Below are 17234 nucleotides of genomic sequence, written 5' to 3' on the forward strand. Positions count from 1 at the left end.
CTGGGGCGGTGCGACGGCTAGACGGCGGGCGGGTCGATGACGCTGTCGATGACGACCCGCGCCCATTCAAGCAGGGCGATCCCCTCCAGGGGGGTCCCGGTCTTGCCGGGGGTGCCGGGTCGGGGCACCAGGATCGTGTCGGCCGCCTGCTTGACGATCGACTTGGGATACATCCGCAGCAGCCGGACCTGGCGCGACTCGGGCAGCGACACCGGGGCGAAGCGGACGTTGCGTCCGGCGATGGTGACCTCGCCGATGCCGGCCTGCCGGGCCCGGGCCCGGAACCGGGCCACGAGCTGCAGCGACAGCACCTCGACCGGCGGCTCGCCGTAGCGGTCGACCATCTCCTCGGCGAGCGTGTCGACGTCGTCGTCGCTGCGGACCTCGGCGAGGCGGCGGTACATCTCCAGGCGCAGGCGCTCGCTCTCGATGTAGTCGTGGGGCAGGTGGGCGTCGACCGGGAGCTCGATGCGCACCTCGTTGAGCTCGGGCTCGGAGTCGCCCTTGAACTCCGCGACCGCCTCGCCGACCAGGCGGACGTAGAGGTCGAAGCCGACGTCGGCGATGTGGCCCGACTGCTCGCCGCCGAGCAGGTTGCCGGCGCCGCGGATCTCTAGGTCCTTCATGGCGATGGCCATGCCGCCGCCCAGGTCGGAGTGCTGGGCCAGGGTGGCCAGCCGCTCGTGGGCCGTCTCGGTCAGCGGCTTCTCGCCGGGGTAGAGGAAGTAGGCGTAGGCGCGCTCGCGGGAGCGGCCCACGCGACCACGCAGCTGGTGCAGCTGGGACAGCCCCAGGGTGTCGGAGCGCTCGATGATCATGGTGTTGGCGTTGGAGACGTCGAGCCCCGACTCGACCAGGGTGGTGCAGACGAGGACGTCGAAGCGCTTCTCCCAGAAGTCGAGCATCGTCTGCTCGAGGTTCTTCTCGTTCATCTGGCCGTGGGCCGTGCCCACGCGCGCCTCGGGCACCAGCTCGCGGATCTTGGCCGCGGCCTTCTCGATCGAGTTGACCCGGTTGTGGATGTAGAAGACCTGCCCGTCGCGCAACAGCTCACGGCGTACGGCGGCGGTGACCTGACGGTCCTCGTAGGCGCCGACGTAGGTCAGGACGGGGTGGCGTTCCTCGGGCGGGGTGGTGATCGTCGACATCTCGCGGATGCCGGTGATCGACATCTCGAGCGTGCGCGGGATCGGCGTGGCGCTCATCGAGAGCACGTCGACGGAGGTGCGCATCCGCTTCATCTGCTCCTTGTGCTCGACACCGAAGCGCTGCTCCTCGTCGACGATGATCAGCCCGAGGTCCTTGAACCGGATGTCGGGGTTGAGCAGGCGGTGGGTGCCGACGACGATGTCGATGCTGCCCTCGGCGAGGCCTGCGGCGACCTCCTTGGCCTCCTTGTCGCTCTGGAACCGGCTGAGCGCCTTGATGACCACCGGGAAGCCGCTCATCCGCTCGGCGAAGGTGCTGAGGTGCTGGGTGACCAGCAGCGTCGTGGGCACCAGGACCGAGACCTGCTTGCCGTCCTGGACCGCCTTGAACGCAGCGCGCACGGCGATCTCGGTCTTGCCGTAGCCGACGTCGCCGCAGATGAGGCGGTCCATCGGTACGACCTGGCGCATGTCGGACTTGACCTCGTCGACGGTGCTGAGCTGGTCGGGGGTCTCGGTGAACGGGAAGGCGTCCTCGAGCTCGCGCTGCCACGGGGTGTCGGGACCGAAGGCGTAGCCCTTGGTGGCCTGGCGGGCGGCGTAGAGCTTGATCAGCTCGGCGGCGATCTCGCGCACGGCCTTGCGGGCTCGGGCCTTGCGCTTGGTCCAGTCGGCACCGCCGAGGCGGTCGAGGCCGGGCTGCTCGCCGCCGACGTAGCGGGTGACCTGGTCGAGCGCGTCGGCCGGGACGTAGAGGCGGTCGGGCGGGGCGCCGCGCTTGGTGGCGCCGTACTCGAGGACGAGGTATTCGCGGGTGGCGCCCTGCACCGCGCGCTGCTTCATCTCCACGAAGCGCCCGACGCCGTGCTGCTCGTGGACGACGAAGTCGCCGGCCTTGAGCTCGAGGGGGTCGATCTGCTTCTTGCGGCGGGCCGGCATCTTGCGCATGTCGCGCGTGGAGGCCTTCTGGCCGCTGATGTCCTCGCCGGTGACGACGGCGACGCGGGCGACGTCGTCGACGAACCCGTGGGTGAGCGAGCCGCAGGTGACGGTGACGACGCCGGGGTCGAGGGTGTCACCGGTCTCCTGGAGCTTGGCCGGCACGTCGTGCTCGCCGAGCGCCTCGACCAGCCGTTGGGCGGGTCCGTGGCCAGGGTGCACCCCGACGACGGTGTAGCCCTCCTCGCGCCAGCGACCGAGGTCGGCCAGCGCCTGCTCGACGTCGCCGTGGTAGGCCGCAGCGGGAACGGCGGGCAGCGCGATCGGTGCGATCTCGCCCGGCACGGGCTCGTCGAGACCGAACGGGCTGAGGGTCCACCACGCCTGGCCCCGGGCCAGCACGTGCTCGCGCACCTCACCCAGCGAGCGGTACGACGCCGCGCCGAGATCGATCGGGGCGACGCCACCGCCGGCCGCGGCGGCCCAGCTGGCCCCGAGGAACTCGTCGCTCGTGGCGACCAGGTCGTGGGCCCGGGAGCGGACCCGCTCGGGGTCGAGCACCAGCAGGTGGGCGTCGGTCGGGAACAGGTCGACGAGCAGCTCCATCTCGTCGACGAGCACCGGTGCGAGCGACTCCATGCCCTCGGCCGCGATGCCGGAGGCGATCTTGTCGGTCAGCTCGAGCAGCTGCGGGTGCTGGCGGCCCAGCGCCGCGGCGCGGGCGCGCACGGCGTCGGTGAGCAGCAGCTCGCGGCACGGCGGCGCCCAGAGCCGCTCGGCCTTGTCGAGGGTGCGCTGGTCGGCGACGGAGAACGAGCGGATCTCCTCGACGTCGTCGCCCCAGAGCTCGACGCGCAGCGGGTGCTCCTCGGTGGGCGGGAACACGTCGACGATGCCGCCGCGCACGGCGAACTCGCCGCGCCGCTCGACCAGGTCGACGCGCGAGTAGGCGGCGTCGGAGAGCCGTCGCACCAGGTCGTCGAGGGAGATCGAGTCGCCGGTCACGAGCTCGACGGGCTCGAGGTCGGCCAGGCCGCTGACCTGCGGCTGCAGCAGCGAGCGGACCGGAGCCACCACGACCTCGAGCGGCCCGTTGGTGGCGTCGGTGCCGGGGTGGACCAGGCGGCGCAGCACGGCCAGGCGCTTGCCGACGGTGTCGCTGCGCGGGCTGAGCCGCTCGTGGGGCAGCGTCTCCCAGCTCGGGTAGTAGGCCACGACGTCGGGGCCGACCAGGTCGGCGAGCTCGGTGGTGAGCTCCTCGGCCTCGCGGGTCGTCGCGGTGACCACCAGGGTGCGGCGGCCGGCGCCGACCAGTGCGGCGGCCACGAACGGGCGCAGCGCCGCCGGACCGGTCAGGTCGAGGCTGCGGTGGCCCACGCCGGTCGCGCGCTCGGCGAGGTCGGCGTAGGCGGGGCTCGCGAGGAGGAGCTTGGCCAGGGCGGCGAGGGACACGAGGACTCCGGGTGGTCGGGCAACACAAGAGACCCCCGATCGGCGAGGACCCGGGGGATGCTCCCCGAGTCTAGGAGCACCCACCGACAGTTGCTCACTCGCGCGGATCGACGACCCGGCCGAGGAGCAGCGGTCGGCGACGAGGTCGGGTGGGCGATCCGCTTCACCGGCCGTTCACCGGGGTGCGCCACGATCCGCCCGTGCCCGCCCGAGTCGTCCTGGCCCTCCTCCTCCTGCTCGGCGCCGCGGGATGCTCGACGGCTCAAGGCGATCGCACCTCCGACCGCACCTCGGAGCGCACCAGCGGCAACATGGTCGTGGGCGCGCCGGCGACCGCGCCGGAGCGACCACACTGGGTCACTGGTCGGCTCGTCGTCGAGCCGGTCACCGCCGGTCGGGCCTGCCTGCTGCTGCGCACCACGTCCGGTACCTACGTGCTGCGGTCGGCCAGCCGTCGCCTCGTGCCCGTCGCCTGGCAGAGCGAGGGCACCTTCGACGCCACCCGATCCGGCATCGCCCGCGGACGCCGGCTCGTGGCCGCCTACTCCGACGAGTCCACCTCGGTGCGGGGTGCCGTCTCCTCGGCCACCGACCCGGTCTGCCCCACCTACCCCACCTTGTCCTTCGTCGCGGCCGCCCGACCCCGCCAGGAACCCTCCGCCCCGACCGCCACGCCCGTCGCACCCGTGACCCCCGTCGTACCCGCTACCGACCCGGCCGACGGCCCGGTCCTCCCTGGCGTGACCGACCCGGAGCTCGTCCCGGTCCGCATGTCGGGTCGCATCACCGTGGTGCGCGGCAACCAGGGCGAGGGCTGGTGCCTGGCGCTCGAGACCGATGCGGGCGCCTACACGCTCTCCGAGGACACCCGCGACTACGACGCCGTCCTCACCACCGTCGACGGCCGGATCGACGAGCGGCGCACGGGCCTGCACCACCACGGCCGCAGCTCGCTGGGCATGGCGGCGTCATACGGCCAGCGGGTCGCCCTGCGCGGGACCCTGTCCTCGGACACCGACGTGCAGTGCAGCCGCTACCACGACCTGCGCGTGACCGGCCTGGGCTGAGGCGCGTCGCCGGCTGGTCGGGTCCCGCAACCGCGATCAGTCAGCCGGGCGTTCCTCGCCGTCACCTAGCCCGGTGATCTCCAGGCCGAGGTTCGCGCTCCGGAGCACCTAGGGCAGTCGCTCACCCGCGCGGATCGACGACCCGTCCGAGGAACAGCGGGATGCCGTGCTCGACGTCGTGGACGACGAACAGGAACGGCCGGTCGACGACCAGCGTGGTGTAAGCCGGCGGCGCCGAGGTCACCCCGGCGACGACCGCGGTCGCCGCGGTGGCCTCGGTGCCCTGCTCGTCGACGGCGATGAACACCTCGTGCTCGACGGCGCCGATCGACAGCGTGTCGTCCCCGGTCATGGCGGAGAGGTCGGCGGCGGGGGTGAAGGGAACGACGACCCCGAGGTCCCGGAGGGGCCCGACGAGCGGGCTGTGGCTGCGGAACGTCCACGACGGCAGGGTGACCACGACCTGCTCGGGCCGGAGCGCGTCGAGGTAGGTGCCCGCCTGTCCGCTCACGACGTCCTGCTCGACCTGCTCGAAGCGACCCGGGTCGGGCACCACGATCGTCATCGCCACCTCGCCGCCGGCATACGCGAGGCGGGCCGCCGTCCAGCCCGCGCCCGCGGCGTACGCGTCACCGACCGGGTCGCTGCTCGTCATCAGGGGAACGTCGACCTCGGTGTCGTCGAGCAGCGTGAAGGCGCCGTCCTTCGTGCGCCCCCGGTCGAAGGGCCGGTCCCACGGGGCCTTGAGGTAGAGCGTGTTGACCAGGACCAGCCGCGTGTCGGGACCGACGGAGTCGGGCGCCAGGATCTCGGGGATCTTGTCGCGGGTCTGCTCCGCCGTCCACGCGTTGACGGCCTGACGCGCGGCCTCGGTGGCGCCGGACCAGTCGACGACGTGGACGCCCGCGCCGTACGACGCCGCGAGGGTCTCGAGGAACGGCGCGCCCCAGGCGAACCCGCGCTGCCCGAAGAGCGCGTTGGCCGCGTCGAGGACGAGCTCGGTCGTGGTGCCCTCGGACTTCGTCACCTCCCCGGCGAGCGACTCCAGGTGGGTGGTCAGCGCGTTGAGCCCGCCGTTGACCGTCTCGATGTCGGTGCCGCCGAAGACCAGCTCGAGCTGGTCGAGGGTCGTGCCCTTCGCGCCGTTGGCGGCCAGGGCGAGGGCGGCGCTGACGGAGTACGGCGAGATCGTGAGGTTGCCGGGCTCCTCGGCCAGGCTGCCGTAGAGGGCTCCCCCGGTGGCGTGCATCGCAGCGACCACGCTCGGCACCGCCGCGGGGTCGCCGGTGCTGCGCGCGACGTCGGCCGCCACCAGCTCGACGTCTCCCCCGCTGGGCGTGCGTCCACCGGGTCCGGACCCGCAGGCGGCCAGCAGCGGGGCCGCGGTCACGGCGAGCGTCGAGAGGGACAGCAGCTTGAGCAGGTCGCGTCGATGCATGTCAGAGAGGACGGCTCGGGGACGGGTTCGGTTCCGCCGGTCCCCGTCCCGGCCTGGCGAGGCGGCGGAGGCGAGCTCAGCCGAAGCGGCCGTTGACGTAGTCGGCCGTGCGCTGGTCGCGCGGGTTGCCGAACATCGCCGTGGTGTCGCCGTGCTCGACGATGACGCCGGGGGTGCCCTGGGAGGCGAGGAAGAAGGCGCACTGCCCGGAGACGCGGGCGGCCTGCTGCATGTTGTGGGTGACGATGACGATGGTGACCTCGCGGGCCAGGTCGAGCATCGTCTCCTCGATCACCCGGGTGGAGGTGGGGTCGAGGGCCGAGCAGGGCTCGTCCATGAGCAGCACGCGCGGCTTGATGGCCAGCGAGCGGGCGATGCAGAGCCGCTGCTGCTGACCGCCGGAGAGGCCGCCGCCGGGGGCGTCGAGGCGGTCCTTGACCTCGTTCCAGAGCCCGCCCTTGACCAGGCAGGACTCGACGAGGTCGGCACGCTCGGACTTCGAGGCCTTGGTGCCGGTGAGCTTGAGACCGGCCAGGACGTTCTCCTGGATCGACATCGCCGGGAACGGGTTGGGCTTCTGGAACACCATCCCGATCTGGCGGCGGGCGTCCATCAGGCGTCGCGACGGGTCGTAGACGTCCTCGCCGTCGAGCAGCACCTCACCGGCCAGCGACGCCGAGGGCACCAGCTCGTGCATCCGGTTGAGGATGCGCAGGAACGTCGACTTGCCGCAGCCCGACGGGCCGATCAGGGCGGTGATGCCGCCGGCTGGCATGACCAGCGAGACCCGGTCGAGGACCTTGCGCTCGCCGAACCAGGCGGTGATCTGGCGCGCCTCGATCTCGGCCAGGGACGAGGTTCCCGGGTACGCCGGGGGCGGGGCGACGGGGTCGGGCAGGACGGCGGTCATCGATTCTCCGATCGGGTACGCCGGGCGGCCGCTCTGGGAGCGACCGCCCGGCGCCGGTGGGGCTGGGTTCGAGCAGGTGGAGCAGGTCGAGCAGGTGCTACTTGTTGAACGTGATGTAGAACGAGCGCGTCGAGCCGAAGCCGACGGTGTTGCCGGGGTAGCTGATCGTGAGCTTGCTCTTGCCGGTGCCGACCTTGGACTTGCTCAGCGTGACCGAGACCTTGCCGAGCGAGTTCAGGGTGCCGGAGCCGACGAGCTTGGAGCCCTCCTTGATGGAGACCTTGCCGGAGGGCTTGTTGGTGACGCCGGAGAAGACGACCGTGACGGTGCCCTTGGCCGAGGTGGCCTTGCGGGAGATCGTCGAGGCGAACGACTCGCTGACCGACGAGGAGGTCTTGACGCGCACGGTGCGCGCGGCGCTGGACGGCTCGAACGCCGTGTCGGCGGTGGGCTGGTACGACGCGGTGATGCTGTAGAGGCCGGGGGCCTTGCCGGTCAGGTTGAGCGTCGCCTGGCCGCCGATGAGGCTGGCCGTGCCGAGGGTGACGTCCTTCGCGGAGTCGATGAAGGCGACCTTGCCGGTCGGGGTCGGCGTGCCGGCCACCGTGGCGGTCAGGCGCAGGCCCTTGGCCGCCGGGCTGGTGCCGACGACGGTCGTGGTGGTCTCGATCGGGGCGACCGGCTCGTTGAGCTTGAAGTTGCTCGTGGCGCTCTGGGTGGCCTGGCCGCAGACGCCGCCGTCGGCGACGCTGTCGAGCTGCTCGAAGCCGGCGGCCTTGATCTCGTCGGCCGCGTCGTCGGAGCACACGAACCCGTTGGCCCCGAACAGCCCCTGGATCGTCGCGTTGCCGAGGTCGGTGGTGCGCACGACGTTGTAGAGCGCACGGTCGGCCTTGAAGCCGCCCTCGACGCGCAGCGCGGAGCCGGAGAGGCCAGCGCGGCCGGCCGAGTAGGGGGCGATCGCGTTGGGGTTGCTCTGGATCGAGGCCGGGTCGTTCTCCTGGACCTCCTTGACCTCCGTGCCCAGCGTGACGTCGACGTTGCCGTTGGCGGCCTTGAGCTGCGCGACGAAGAACGACCGCGTGCCGGAGCCGGCCTGCGGGATCTTGGGCTCGATCGCGCCGGCAGTCCCGCCGATCTCGCTCCAGTTCTTGATGTTGCCGCTGTAGATCCCGACCAGCTGGGCGGGGGTGATCGTGGCGGGCGCGTTCGACGCGACCGAGCCGGACACGACGGTCGCGAGCGTGTCGAGGGCGAACGGGAACTGCTGCAGACCGGCGTTGATCTCCGCCGTCGACAGCGAGGAGGACGAGCGGGCGTAGTCGACGTCGGGGTTGCTCGGGTTGTAGAGCGTGGTCTTGCCGGCACCGGAGCCGTTGGGGCGCGTGACCGCGGCGGTGGGCAGTGCGATGGTGCCGCCGCCGGTGGCCGCGAAGGTGGCGAGCTTGGGCGCGCCCGAGGCCACGGTGGCGTTGTAGGAGTTGGCCAGCAGGAAGAGCGCGTGCTGACTCGTGTCCGAGCCGACGCCGATGACATCGGAGGTGGTGGGCGTGAACGTCGTGTCGTCGGGGTCGACGGCCGCGTGGGCAGCGCCCGTGGTGAGGGCGAGGACCGACCCGGTCACGGCGAGCGTGACGGCGCCGGCAAGGGACTTGCGTACGAACATCTCGGAGGTGCTCCTTGGTTGGAATTACTGCGGGATGGTGCAGAGAGGTGGTGCGGGTGGTGCGGTGCCTCGGCGCGCCCGAGGGCGCCGCGACGGGTCAGAGGAGGTTGGGGAGCAGACGCATCGCGGTGTCGGTGGTCTGCCAGGCGAGGGTGATCGCGACCGGGCCGGCGACGATCCAGACGAGGGTGGCGGTCCAGCGCTGCCGGGCCAGGACGATCGCGACGCTCAGGCCGACGAGCAGCGCGAGCCACAGGGCCAGCAGCGGCAGCGCGGTGTCGTCGCTCTTCATCGGCTTCTCCGAGGCCGGCACCTTGCCGCCGTAGCCGCTCGGGGTCGCGAAGGCCTCGGCGGCGACGGCATCGACGTAGACGGTCGTGTCGGGGGTCAGCGCCGAGAGCAGGCCGTGGCCCTCGGCGGAGACCAGGGTGAGCACGGCCGGGTCGGTGAACACCGGGATCGGGTCGCCCTCGCGGCGTACGCCGAGCACGTCGAGGGTCTTGCGGCCCTGGGCGGTCAGCACCTCGATGTCGTCGCCCGGCCTGAGGTCGCCGATGTCGCCGAACGGGCCGCCGTAGGTGGCAGCGCGACCCATCAGGACCGAGGTGCCGCGCTGGCCGGGCAGCGGGGTCGCGCGCTGGTGTCCGGGACCGGCGAGCGTGTCGCCGGAGGCGGTGCCCTCGACGACGACCTCCTCGACGCCGATCGCGGGGATCGTCACGATGGCGACGGGGTCGCCGACCTCGACCGTCGGACCGAGCGGGGCCGTGGTCTCGGCCAGCTGGACCCGGAACTGGTCGTAGAGCAGGGTCTGCTGCCGGTCGTGGCTCAGCCCGCCGAGCAGCAGCAGCTGCAGCACCGCCCACAACGACACGAGCATGACCATGGTGCCGGCGGTGCCGAGGACGGCGCCGGCACCCTGCGGGGCCGGGCGGGGCGGACGGGGAGCCCGCGGGGCGCGCTGCGGTGGCGGCATCGGGGCGGGTACCGGCGGCGGGGCGTAGCCCGGGACCGGCACGGCCGGCTGGACCGAGGTCTGGTCGGACCGGGGGTCGGTCATCGTCACGTCAGCCTCCGCGGGGGACGGACGAAGAAGCGCATGCCGAGCTGGACGGCGCCACCGATGAGGCCGGCCAGCAGCAGCAGCGGAAGCAGCTTGCCGGCCAGGCCGGACTGCTGCACCGAGGTGGCGCTGGTGGGCGCCGGGTCGGCGGACTCGAGCACCGGGGGTGCCGTGGTCGGCACGGCGCTGGGCACGGTGTCGTCCGGGACGGTGGAGTCCGGCGGGGTGACGGCGCCGGGGTCGTCGAAGCCGGGGTCGTCGGAGGCCGGGGGCGTGTCGGTGCTCGGGTCCGCGGTCGGCTCGGCGGTCTCCGGGTCGGCCGGCAGGGGCGTCTGCGCCTGGATCGCGTCGGCCACGTCCTGGGCGGAGCGGAAGAGCTTGGCGGTGGTCCCGGTCTTGAGGATCGGCAGGTAGCCGGCGGGGAGCTCGCCGTTGCCGCTCCCGCGGCGCTGACCCTCCGTCGTGGCGATCCGGACGAACTGCGCGACCTTGTCGGCCGTCTCCTGATCCAGGTTGCGCAGCCGCGCGGCCGTGTAGACGACCATCGTGCCGGGGTAGGCGCGCCCGTCACGGGCCACGTCGGCCTGGTCGAGCACGAACGGCTTGCGCTTCGAGCGCTGCTCGGTCAGCGCGACGGCGCGGGCCAACGAGGTGTCGGACGGGGCGACGTAGGTGCCCTTCCTGGTCTGCAGGGCCGCGGTCTTGATGCCGTAGCGGGCGGCGTCCCCCAGGCTGACCACGCCCAGCACGAAGCGGGCGCCGTAGGACTGCCGGTCGACCCGGCCGAGCTTGAACAGCTTGGTGTTGGGGTCGTAGTCGCACTTCGTCTGCACGTTGGGCCAGGCGTCGAGGAGCGCCTCGGAGATCTTGCGCAGCGTCGTGACCGGCGCGGCCAGCTGGCTGAAGTAGACGGAGGGGTTCTGCTTGCGGCAGTCGTTCTCGGTCTTGGGGATGTAGGTGTCGAGCAGCGGCCACTCGGGCCGGGGCAGCGTGATGTTCTTGTACGCCGGGTTGACCTTCATGCCCCACGGGTCGGGCTTGCCCGCGAGGAACGCCGAGGCGTCCTTGTCCTGCGCGAGGTACTCGGTCAGCTGCTCGATGACGTCGGAGTCGTTGGACAGCGACAGCAGGGCCGCGCCCGCCTCCTGGGTGATCTCGCTGAGGTTCTTGTTGAGCTTCTGGAACTCGGGGTCGTTCATCATCGCGAGCGGGTTCTTGCCGATGCCGCCCGGGTGGTTGCGACCCAGGTCGGACCCCAGGTAGCTCTGGCTGAGCAGCTTGGCGATCAGGCGCGGGTTGAGCCGCAGCCGACCGAACTCCCCGGCGTTGTTCGGTCGGTCGATCTCGTAGCCGATCGCGAACCCGGTCACGGCGGTCGGTGCGTAGCCGATCGGGTCGGTGCCGGTCGAGTCCTGCTCGGAGGAGACGACCGCGGCCGGTCCCTGGCCGTTCTGCATCAGGTTGAAGCCGGCGATGTCGGAGGTCTGGTTGAGCTGGAACTTGAAGCGCTTCTGGTTCAGGCAGTACGCCGGGGACCACTGCAGGCCCGCCTGGGCGAGCAGCTCGGAGCCGTAGAACCCGGTCGGCGGCCGGGAGTCGAGCACGTCGCAGGTGTCGGGGGGCAGACCGAAGGTGACCGGGATGGTGATCCGGTTGCGCCAGTTGGACGCCGACCACCACAGCGCCGGGCCGACCGCGAGATCGATGCCCTCGCCGGCGGCGTTGCTGTCGCCCGGCCGGAAGCGACCGGTCTTGCGGCACGCGGTGTCGTCCGACGTCGGCGGCGACGCGGGCTGCTGGCAGCTGATCCCGGCGATCGGGATGACCACGATCGAGCAGGCGACCTTGTTGTTGCAGCCCAGGGACTCGTTCTCCACGTCGCTGCGCAGCTCGTAGTTGACCGAGCCGTCGCCGTTCGCGTCGGTGAACGCGGCGATCTCGGCCGGCGGGAACGCCGAGTCGACCGCCGCCTCGGGTGGCATCGTGGTCGAGCTGCACGCGTCGAAGACGGTGCCGGCGCGGGTGACGAACGGCGTCAGCGCGGTGCTGTACGACGGCACGTCGAGCGTCGGGCACTCCTTGGGCTTGACGCCCTCGGTGCCGGTGACGGCCTGCTTGTCGGCGTCGGTCGCGTAGACGTCGCGGCGCCAGAGCGCCTCACCCTGCGAGCGCAGGATCTGGGAGCGCTGGGCGACCGAGGCGGTCCAGCAGGTCTCGGGTCGCAGTCGCTGCGCGGCGGGCACGCCGGCACCGTCGCGACCGCGGCACTGCATGACGACGACGGGGTACTCCTGGGTCAGGCCCTTCTCGCCGTAGGGGTTGCTGGCGCGGCCACCGCTGGGCTGCGCCCCGCTCCAGGAGATCCGGATGCGCTGGCGACCGCGCAGGTTCGTGGTCTGGTCGGCCTTGACCGTGACCCGGTAGTCGGACACGGTCTCCTTCGCGCCGTCGGCGTCGACGAAGGTGCGGGTGACCTCCTTGGTCGCCGAGAAGCCGTCGGGGGCCTTGGCGGCGCGGGCGGGCGGCGTCGCGGCGGTGCCGCTGGTCGGGAAGGCCAGGCCGATCAGCACCACGGCGAGGGCGGCGGCCAGTCCAGCCCAACGGCGCGGGCTGTGCCGGGTGTGCCGGGTGCGCCGGGTGCGGTCGGGCGCGCTCATCAGCGGCCACCGCGGCGACGGGCCCGGGCGGTGATCAGCCCGGGCAGCAGCACGAGCGCCGCGAGGAGCAGTACCGCGGCGTAGGCGAAGGTCTTGGAGTCGAGCGGGCGGTCGTCGACCGTCGTGGCGTTGGCGTAGACGGCCTCGTCACCGGCTCCGGGCACCTCGGACCCCGGCACCGCCTCGCCAGCTCCGGGCACCTCGGCCCCGGGGACGTTGCTGGTGCCGGGCGGCGGGCTCGCCGTACCTCCTGGGTCGGTCGTGCCGCCGGGGTCGGCCGTCGCCGAGGGATCGGGACCGCCCGTGGGGTCGGCGCCGCCCGTCGGGGCGGTCGGGTCGGACTTGCCGCCGCCGTTGGGGTTGTTCTTGCCGGTGTCGGAGCCGCACGGCGCCGAGGTGGCCTTGTCGCAGGCGGGCGGGAAGGGCGCCTTCTCGGCCAGCACGTTCTTGCTGGGGTTCTTGCCGTCGAACGTCGGGTTGTTGCAGCTCTTGACGTCGCGGTTGGTGAGGTTGACCTTGGGGTCGGCCTTCTTGAGCTCGGCGATCTGCTGGAACCCGGCGGTCACCAGGTTGACCGGCAGCGGCGAGTAGCCGAAGGGCCCGGCCTTGGTCTGTCCGGCGCACAGCGAGTAGTAGACGAAGTCGGCGATCGACTGGCGCTTGGCGGTCGTCATCCGCTTGTCGTCCTTGGCCGTCGGGATGATCATGTAGGAGTACGACGAGATCGGGTAGGCCCGCGGGTCGGGGTTGCTGTAGACGCCGTCGAGGATCTGCGTGAGGTACTTCGTCGGGTCGGACTTGTTGTTGTTGATCTTGGCCCGCGTCAGCGCCACCGCGGTGTTGTACTGCGTCGGCTCGACGTAGTAGCCGCCCTTGTTGAGCACCTTGACGACGGGGTAGCCCTTGTCGAGCGGGTAGGAGTACTCGACGTAGCCGATCGAGCCGTCGCCGGCGAAGCCCGACACGGTGTTCATCACCTGGTCCGAGCCCGACTGCGCGATCATCGTCTGCCCCTTCTTGGGGTAGTACGACGTGAGGCCCGCACGGCCCGAGAACGAGCGCCAGATCGACGGGTAGGCCTTGTCGAGCCAGGCCGTGAACTGCGCCGTCGTGCCCGAGCCGTCGGAGCGCACGACCGGCACGATCTTCTTGTCGGGGAAGGTGCGTCCGCCGTTGTCCTTGGTGATCGCCGGGTCGCTCCAGCTGGTGATCTTGTTGGTGAAGATCTTGGCCAGGGTCTCGCCCGACAGCCGGAGGTTCTTGACCAGCTTGTTGCCGACCTTGAGCTGGTAGGTGAACGCCGTGCCGCCGGCGACCAGGGGCAGGTAGCGGTAGTCGCGACCGTTGCTGGTGTCGGCCTGGCCCTTCTCGTCCGAGCCCTGGTAGGGGATCTCGGAGATGGCGAAGTCGGTGGTGTTCTGGGCGAAGTCCTTGCGGCCCTTGGACGAACCGCCGCCGGTGTAGACGACCTTGATGCCGTTGGCGTCGACGTCGGAGATCCACTGCTTGACGATCAGCTCGGACCAGGTCGACCCGGTCCCCTCGATCGTGGCGTACGCCGCCCGCTGGGTCGGCGCTGCGGGGCTCTTCTCGTCGGCGGTCGCCGGGGCTCCTGTCGCGGCGGCGAGGGCGGCGACGGCGAGCGCCAGGACGGCGGCGACGAGGCGGGTGCGGCGGACGGGGCGGGTGGTCATGAGTCTGCTCTCCGGGTACGGCGTGAGGTGGTCTTGCGCGGGCGGGCCAGGAGCCGGGCCACGACGAAGAGGACGAGGACGAGGAGCAGCAGCACGAGGGCGGCTCCGTAGGCGCGCTGGATGGCGACGTCGGCACCGCTGCGGACGTTGCCGTAGATGAACAGGGGCAGGGAGTTCATCGCGCCGTCGAACGGGTTGGCCTTGGTGAAGTCGGCCGCGCCGCTGGTCAGCAGCACCGGGCTGGTCTCGCCGATGCCGCGGGCGACACCCAGGATCAGGGCGGTGGCCAGGCCCGGGCGCGCCGTCGGCAGCACGACGTGCCACACGGTGCGCCACCGGCTGGCCCCGAGCGCCAGGCTCGCCTCGCGCAGCCCGCCGGGCACGACGCGCAGGACGACGTCGGCGGCGCGGGCGATGATCGGCAGCATCATCACCGACAGGGCGAGCGCGGCCGCGAACCCCGACTTGGGCTGGCCGAGGGCGATGACCCAGACGGTGTAGATGAACAGGCCGGCGACGATCGACGGCAGGGCGGTCATCGCCTCGACCAGCGTGCGGACGACCCGGGCGAACCTCCCCCCGACCTCGGTCATGAAGACCGCGGTGCCGACCCCGAGCGGGAGCGTGATGGCCACGGCGATGCTGATCTCGATCAGCGAGCCGACGATGGCGTGGCGGATGCCGCCCTCGTCGAAGGGGTCCTTGGGGCCGACCCCGGACATGTCGTCGAACCAGAAGTTGAGGTTGAGCACGGGCTTGTAGCCCTTCACCGCGACGTAGACGACGACCGCGACGAGCGACGCGCCCACGAACAGCGCGCAGCCGGTGATGACCGAGGCGGCGACCCGGTCCTTGACGTCGACCCGGGTGCCGGTGGCCGCCGTGGAGACCGCGGTCACCGCGACGCCGCAGACGAACCACATGATCAGGAACCACGGCACGCCCGGCATCGCCAGCAGCCGCTGGGTGATCACCCAGGCCAGTCCGAACCCGGCGAACCAGGAGCCCGCGCGCACGAAGAGCTCGTCTGGCGACATCCTGCCCAGGGACGCGCGCGGCACCGGGGGCGCCGCGTCGGCGTCGTACGACGGGAGGAAGGTCCTGACGCCCTGCGGGTCGGCAGGGGTGCCGGGCAGTCCGGCGTCGGGGCGCTTGTCGAGGGTCGTCATCAGTCGGTGTCCGCCCCGGAGCGGCTGCGGTTGACCACGATCGCGGCCATCGTGTTGATGCCGAGCGTGATCAGGAACAGCACGAGACCGGCGGCGAGCAGGGCCGAGAGCTGGGTGCTCGTGGCGTCACCGAAGCGGTTGGCGATCAGCGAGCTGATCGTGCTGCCGCCCTTCTCGGTCAGGCTGGCCTTGATCTCGAAGGACGGCGAGAGGATCAGGGCGACGGCGATGGTCTCGCCGAGGGCCCGGCCCATCGCGAGCATCGTCCCGCCGATGATGCCGCCGCGACCGAAGGGCAGCACGACGGTGCGCACCATCCCCCAGGTGGAGGCGCCGAGCGCGAGCGCGGCCTCCTTCTCCCCCGGCGGGGTCTGCGAGAACACCTGGCGCATCACGGCGCAGGCCATCGGCATCACCATCATCGACACCGCGATGCCGGCGACGAAGGCGCTGAAGCCGTACTGGCTCAGGGCCGGCAGCGGTGAGTCGGCCTCGCCGCCGGGGACCGAGAAGATGGGCAGCCAACCGAGGTTGCGGTCGAACCAGATCGACAGGTCGGCGGCGTGCGGCATGATCAGCAGGAAGACGAACAGCCCGTAGATGATCGACGGCACCGCGGCCATCAGGTCGACCATCGAGACCAGGGTGGCCTTGAGCTTCACCGGCGCGTACTCGCTGATGTAGAGCGCGGTGGCCAGGGCCAGCGGGAACGCGATCACCATGGCGACCAGGGCGACCTGGAAGGTGCCGACCAGCACCGCGGCGATGCCGATGGTGTCGGTGTCGGGCGACCACTGCTGCTCGGTGAAGAAGCCGAAGCCGTAGCGCTTGAAGGTCGGGATCGCCTGGTAGCCCAGGAACAGCCCGACGCCGCCGGTGATGACGAGCACCGAGGCGCCGACCACCCGCGCGCTGTTCGCGAAGACCGCGTCGGCGCCGGTGCTGCGTCGCGAGATCGGACGCGCCTTGACGTCGACCTCGTCCGGCTGTGGCCGGTCGAGGTCGGAGAGAGTGGTGGTCACCTGTGCTTGCTGCCCCGTCGTCGCGTGTGTGCTGCGCCTGTCCCTGGCGGTCTCCGGTGGGAGCCGAGACGAGTGTCAGGAGCACGACGTAACGACCGGGGCGTCGATCGTGAACGGGAGCAGAACAGCCACCCCGGGTTGGGACAACTCGTCCGCCACCTGTGGACGGGCATGGCCCGAGATGACTAGGCGGATGACCCTGACGGGCCATCCGATGACTACCTGAGGTCAGGCGGTGGTCTGGACCACCACGGCACGGCGCGAGGCACGACGCAACGTCGTCAGCACCGCCGGACCCAGGACGACCACCGCGACCGCGGTGGTGATCGCGCGGCCGGTGTCGAAGCTGCCGGTCGAGGTGATCAGCGTGTAGGCCGCGAACGTGCGCAGGTTGTGCAGCGGTCCGGCCGTCGGGTCGAAGGTCAGGTCACCGCTGGCACCGGGCACGGCGACGCCGAGCAGGAACGGCCAGCCGGACAGGTTCATCAGCGCCCCGAACAGGTAGGCCGCCACGACGCCGTACGCCGCCAGCAGGGCGATCTCCCAGCGGCCGCTGATCGCCCGTCCGAAGGCACGGCGCGGCAGCAGGCCGGCGCCCAGGCCGACCCAGGCGGCGCACAGCATCTGGAAGGGCAGCCACGGCCCGACCCCGGCCGTCATCAGCGCCGAGGCGAACAGCGACGTCACGCCCAGCACGAAGCCGAAGCCGGCACCGAAGACCCGCCCGGCGAGGATCAGCAGGAAGAACACCAGCTCGACGCCCGCCGTACCGGCCGAGACCACGCGCATCAGCGCGTTGGCGGCCGAGAGCACCCCGAGGATCGCGAGCACCCGCGCGTCCATGCCGCCCTCGCTCATCTCGGCGACCACGACCGCGATCACCACGGGCAGCAGCAGGAGGAAGAGGAACGGCGGGTCGATGCGCGAGACGCCGTCGTCGACGCGCACCAGCAGCGGCCAGCAGAGCGTCATCAGGCCGAGCAGGGACGCGACGGCGAGCGTCGCCCGC

11 protein-coding genes are annotated in these 17234 nt (G+C 71.7%); 1 reads left to right on the plus strand and 10 read right to left on the minus strand.

What is annotated here, in order from left to right:
- Nucleotides 1–17 precede the first annotated feature (17 nt).
- The gene (mfd, locus tag FJQ56_RS03625) at nucleotides 18–3539 is read right to left on the minus strand and encodes a transcription-repair coupling factor (protein ID WP_140007822.1); all 3522 of its coding nucleotides are present in this window, start codon (nucleotides 3537–3539) and stop codon (nucleotides 18–20) included.
- A 200-nt stretch (nucleotides 3540–3739) separates the two neighbouring features.
- On the opposite strand from mfd, the gene FJQ56_RS03630 reads away from it, so the two are divergent.
- A complete protein-coding gene (locus FJQ56_RS03630; protein ID WP_140007823.1) occupies nucleotides 3740–4606 on the plus strand; it encodes a hypothetical protein in 867 nt (288 codons plus the stop codon).
- A gap of 121 nt (nucleotides 4607–4727) precedes the next feature.
- Here FJQ56_RS03630 and FJQ56_RS03635 read toward each other — a convergent pair whose 3' ends face one another.
- The 9 genes from FJQ56_RS03635 to FJQ56_RS03675 all read right to left on the minus strand — a co-directional run bounded on the left by FJQ56_RS03635 (nucleotide 4728) and on the right by FJQ56_RS03675 (nucleotide 17197).
- The gene (locus tag FJQ56_RS03635) at nucleotides 4728–6044 is read right to left on the minus strand and encodes a serpin family protein (protein WP_140007824.1); all 1317 of its coding nucleotides are present in this window, start codon (nucleotides 6042–6044) and stop codon (nucleotides 4728–4730) included.
- Nucleotides 6045–6120: 76 nt separating this feature from the next.
- Nucleotides 6121–6954 (minus strand): phosphate ABC transporter ATP-binding protein, encoded by an 834-nt coding sequence (locus FJQ56_RS03640; protein ID WP_140007825.1) that lies wholly within the window; start codon nucleotides 6952–6954, stop codon nucleotides 6121–6123.
- A 97-nt stretch (nucleotides 6955–7051) separates the two neighbouring features.
- A complete protein-coding gene (locus tag FJQ56_RS03645; RefSeq protein WP_140007826.1) occupies nucleotides 7052–8620 on the minus strand; it encodes a substrate-binding domain-containing protein in 1569 nt (522 codons plus the stop codon).
- A gap of 97 nt (nucleotides 8621–8717) precedes the next feature.
- Nucleotides 8718–9680, minus strand: coding sequence for a sortase domain-containing protein (locus FJQ56_RS03650; protein WP_140007827.1), 963 nt, complete (start codon nucleotides 9678–9680; stop codon nucleotides 8718–8720).
- 2 nt (nucleotides 9681–9682) lie between these two features.
- Complete coding sequence (locus tag FJQ56_RS03655; protein WP_140007828.1) at nucleotides 9683–12340, minus strand: hypothetical protein; 2658 nt, start codon at nucleotides 12338–12340, stop codon at nucleotides 9683–9685.
- Nucleotides 12340–14034, minus strand: a complete 1695-nt coding sequence (locus tag FJQ56_RS03660) for a phosphate ABC transporter substrate-binding protein PstS (protein ID WP_140007829.1) — start codon at nucleotides 14032–14034, stop codon at nucleotides 12340–12342. The genes FJQ56_RS03655 and FJQ56_RS03660 overlap by 1 nt, the downstream gene beginning before the upstream one ends.
- Entirely contained in the window at nucleotides 14031–15203 is a 1173-nt protein-coding gene (pstA, locus tag FJQ56_RS03665) for a phosphate ABC transporter permease PstA (RefSeq protein WP_140007830.1), read from the minus strand. The genes FJQ56_RS03660 and pstA overlap by 4 nt, the downstream gene beginning before the upstream one ends.
- The gene (pstC, locus tag FJQ56_RS03670) at nucleotides 15203–16225 is read right to left on the minus strand and encodes a phosphate ABC transporter permease subunit PstC (RefSeq protein WP_140007831.1); all 1023 of its coding nucleotides are present in this window, start codon (nucleotides 16223–16225) and stop codon (nucleotides 15203–15205) included. Before pstC ends, pstA begins: the two co-directional genes overlap by 1 nt.
- A gap of 228 nt (nucleotides 16226–16453) precedes the next feature.
- Nucleotides 16454–17197 carry an ECF transporter S component gene (locus FJQ56_RS03675; protein WP_140009678.1) on the minus strand — a complete coding sequence of 248 codons (744 nt, stop codon included), beginning with the start codon at nucleotides 17195–17197 and terminating at the stop codon, nucleotides 16454–16456.
- Between the last annotated feature and the right edge of the window lie 37 nt (nucleotides 17198–17234).

Source organism: Nocardioides plantarum (genome assembly GCF_006346395.1).
GTDB classification, from domain to species: Bacteria; Actinomycetota; Actinomycetes; order Propionibacteriales; family Nocardioidaceae; genus Nocardioides; species Nocardioides plantarum.

Coding starts and splice junctions, on each gene's coding strand:
- FJQ56_RS03635 (WP_140007824.1), bottom strand. CDS start 6,044: ATGCATCGACGCGACCTGCTCAAGCTGCTGTCCCTCTCGACGCTCGCC.
- FJQ56_RS03640 (WP_140007825.1), bottom strand. CDS start 6,954: ATGACCGCCGTCCTGCCCGACCCCGTCGCCCCGCCCCCGGCGTACCCG.
- FJQ56_RS03645 (WP_140007826.1), bottom strand. CDS start 8,620: ATGTTCGTACGCAAGTCCCTTGCCGGCGCCGTCACGCTCGCCGTGACC.
- FJQ56_RS03650 (WP_140007827.1), bottom strand. CDS start 9,680: ATGACCGACCCCCGGTCCGACCAGACCTCGGTCCAGCCGGCCGTGCCG.
- FJQ56_RS03655 (WP_140007828.1), bottom strand. CDS start 12,340: ATGAGCGCGCCCGACCGCACCCGGCGCACCCGGCACACCCGGCACAGC.
- FJQ56_RS03660 (WP_140007829.1), bottom strand. CDS start 14,034: ATGACCACCCGCCCCGTCCGCCGCACCCGCCTCGTCGCCGCCGTCCTG.
- pstA (WP_140007830.1), bottom strand. CDS start 15,203: ATGACGACCCTCGACAAGCGCCCCGACGCCGGACTGCCCGGCACCCCT.
- FJQ56_RS03675 (WP_140009678.1), bottom strand. CDS start 17,197: ATGACGCTCTGCTGGCCGCTGCTGGTGCGCGTCGACGACGGCGTCTCG.